Source organism: Mesorhizobium sp. CNPSo 4671 (assembly GCF_057784245.1).
The window spans coordinates 2,501-6,159 of record NZ_JBWLUW010000044.1 but is presented as its reverse complement, the minus strand read 5'-3'; the positions used below and the strand labels follow the sequence as shown (position 1 = coordinate 6,159).

At 54.5% G+C, this 3,659-nt stretch carries 1 tRNA gene and 2 rRNA genes; all 3 read right to left on the bottom strand.

Annotation, left to right across the window (positions count from 1 at the left end):
• Nucleotides 1-142 precede the first annotated feature (142 nt).
• Nucleotides 143-219, bottom strand: a tRNA-Met gene (locus AC04SF_RS37165).
• A 125-nt stretch (nt 220-344) separates the two neighbouring features.
• Nucleotides 345-459, bottom strand: a 5S ribosomal RNA gene (gene rrf, locus AC04SF_RS37160).
• A 194-nt stretch (nt 460-653) separates the two neighbouring features.
• Nucleotides 654-3,456 (bottom strand): 23S ribosomal RNA (locus tag AC04SF_RS37155).
• Nucleotides 3,457-3,659 lie beyond the last annotated feature (203 nt).

The window sequence follows — 3,659 nt, the reverse complement described above, 5'->3', positions numbered from 1 at the left end:
ATGTTGGTTTTGGGATAGGCTTTGAGTTTTCTGTCCTGCGGCTTTGGCTTTGCCTGCTTGCGGGCCGCTGATGACAGGTTCGAATCGGCGGCCAGCGTCAGCAAAAAGCAAAACGGCCCGCTTGAGGCGGGCCGTTGAATGTTGGTTGCGGGGACAGGATTTGAACCTGTGACCTTCAGGTTATGAGCCTGACGAGCTACCGGGCTGCTCCACCCCGCGTCATATTTCGTCACCGCCAAATGAAAGGGCCGCTTTCGCGGCCCGTGGTCCCTTGGCGGGCCTTGTCGTAGAGAGAAGATTTCACTGACATCCGATTGGATGTGAGTTCAACGTGCGTTTAGCAGACCTGGCAGCGACCTACTCTCCCGCGTCTTGAGACGAAGTACCATCAGCGCTGGAGCGTTTCACGGCCGAGTTCGGAATGGGATCGGGTGCAGCCGCTCCGCCATAACCACCAGGTCGGCAAAACGCACGTTGTTCGAGAAGCTGTTTTCTGTGCCAAGGCGACGTTTGTGGCTTTCGGGCGCAAGCCCGCAAGCGCGACTGCGCGTCGCCGGTTTCCGGCGCCCTCGCGGAGCATAGGCCCGTAAGGGCCGCTCATGCGTGAGCGCTGGTCAGACCATCGTATTTCACGATGGGCATAAGGAATGAGAACGATCAAGCCGATCGAACTATTAGTACCGGTAAGCTTCAAGCGTTGCCGCTCTTCCACACCCGGCCTATCAACGTGGTCGTCTTCCACGGTTCTCAGGGAATACTCGTTTTAAGGTGGGTTTCCCGCTTAGATGCCTTCAGCGGTTATCCCGTCCGGATATAGCTACCCTGCTATGCGGCTGGCGCCACAACAGGTCCACCAGAGATCCGTCCATCCCGGTCCTCTCGTACTAGGGACAGATCCTTTCAATATTCCTACACCCACGGCAGATAGGGACCGAACTGTCTCACGACGTTCTGAACCCAACTCACGTACCGCTTTAAATGGCGAACAGCCATACCCTTGGGACCTGCTCCAGCCCCAGGATGCGATGAGTCGACATCGAGGTGCCAAACAACCCCGTCGATATGGACTCTTGGGGGTCATCAGCCTGTTATCCCCGGCGTACCTTTTATCCGTTGAGCGATGGCCCTTCCACGCGGGACCACCGGATCACTATGACCGACTTTCGTCTCTGCTCGACTTGTCAGTCTCGCAGTCAGGCAGGCTTATGCCATTGCACTCAGCGAACGATTTCCGACCGTTCTGAGCCCACCATCGCGCGCCTCCGTTACTCTTTAGGAGGCGACCGCCCCAGTCAAACTACCCACCATACATTGTCCCGGACCCGGATAACGGGCCGCGGTTAGACATCCATAGTAATAAGGGTGGTATTTCAAGGGTGGCTCCACCTGAGCTGGCGCCCAGGCTTCAAAGCCTACCACCTATCCTACACATGCCACTACGAATGCCAATGTAAAGCTATAGTAAAGGTGCACGGGGTCTTTCCGTCTAACCGCAGGAACCCCGCATCTTCACGGGGAATTCAATTTCACTGAGTCTATGCTGGAGACAGCGGGGAAGTCGTTACGCCATTCGTGCAGGTCGGAACTTACCCGACAAGGAATTTCGCTACCTTAGGACCGTTATAGTTACGGCCGCCGTTTACTGGGGCTTCGATTCAGAGCTTGCACCCCTCCTCTTAACCTTCCAGCACCGGGCAGGCGTCAGACCCTATACGTCGTCTTGCGACTTCGCAGAGCCCTGTGTTTTTGATAAACAGTCGCTACCCCCTGGTCTGTGCCACCCTCCTCCACTTGCGTGGAAAAGGGTCACGCTTCTTCCGAAGTTACGCGTGCAATTTGCCGAGTTCCTTCAGCATAGTTCTCTCAAGCGCCTTGGTATACTCTACCAGACCACCAGTGTCGGTTTCGGGTACGGTTTATAAGGAGGAGCTATTTCCTGGAACCACGCAGCAGCCCGTTCAATCCGATAAGATTGGACTACCTCAATGATCCGTCACTACCTCCAAGCCCACGAATATTAACGTGGTTCCCATCGACTACGCGTTTCCGCCTCGTCTTAGGGGCCGGCTAACCCTGCTCAGATTAGCTTTAAGCAGGAACCCTTGGTCTTTCGGCGGGGGAGTCTCTCACTCCCCTTACGTTACTCATGTCAGCATTCGCACTTCTGATACCTCCACCACCCCTCACGGGTATGGCTTCATCAGCTTACAGAACGCTCCGCTACCGCTTGGCCCTTGCGGACCAAACCCTAAGCTTCGGTGTATGGCTTTAGCCCCGTTACATTTTCGGCGCAAAGACCCTTATTTAGACCAGTGAGCTGTTACGCTTTCTTTAAATGATGGCTGCTTCTAAGCCAACATCCTGGTTGTTTTGGGATCCTCACATCCTTTCCCACTTAGCCATAACTTGGGGACCTTAGCTGTAGGTCAGGGTTGTTTCCCTTTTCACGACGGACGTTAGCACCCGCCGTGTGTCTGCCGACTAGTACTCCCAGGTATTCGGAGTTTGGTTAGGTTTGGTAATCCGGTGAGGACCCCTAGCCCATCCAGTGCTCTACCCCCTGGGGTATTCGGTCGACGCTCTACCTAAATAGATTTCGCGGAGAACCAGCTATTTCCGAGTTTGATTGGCCTTTCACCCCTAGCCACAAGTCATCCCGAACTATTGCAACAGTTATGGGTTCGGTCCTCCAGTAAGTGTTACCTTACCTTCAACCTGCTCATGGCTAGATCACTCGGTTTCGGGTCTAATGCGACGAACTGAACGCCCTGTTCAGACTCGCTTTCGCTGCGCCTACACCTAGCGGTTTAAGCTTGCTCGTCACACTAAGTCGCTGACCCATTATACAAAAGGTACGTGGTCACCCTTGCGGGCTCCCACTGTTTGTAGGCAATCGGTTTCAGGTACTCTTTCACTCCCCTTGTCGGGGTGCTTTTCACCTTTCCCTCACGGTACTAGTTCGCTATCGGTCATGCACGAGTACTTAGGCTTGGAGGGTGGTCCCCCCAATTTCAGACAGGATTTCACGTGTCCCGCCTTACTCGAGGGCGATTGATTGCATTACGCGTACGGGGCTGTCACCCACTATGGCCCTACTTTCCAGAAGGTTCCGCTTGTCTCTCAATCGCCACTGGCCTGGTCCGGGTTCGCTCGCCACTACTTCCGGAGTCTCGGTTGATGTCCTTTCCTACGGGTACTTAGATGTTTCAGTTCCCCGCGTTCGCCACTTTACCCCTATGGTATTCAGGGTAAGTTACCTATAACAGATACTTGGAAACCACAGCAGCAGGTCACCCTGCTGCTCTGATTTTCCAAGTACCTTAGGTGGGTTTCCCCATTCGGAAATCTACGGATCAAAGGGTATTCGCACCTCCCCGTAGCTTATCGCAGCGTATCACGTCCTTCATCGCCTGTGCATGCCAAGGCATCCACCAATTGCCCTTAAGACACTTGATCGTTCTCATTGCCAATGCCCATCCGCGCAATCCCGAAGGGATTGTCGCCTGGGCCAAATCCTGTGCGGGATTTGACCCGATGTCATTGGCACAAAAAGACCAGCTTCTCGAGATCGGTTCGAGGGCGCGGTTAGGCAAACCCATCATATGCAAGGGATTGAGCGTCCCTTGCGACAAATCACGACCCTTTCGGCTCATGAAGTT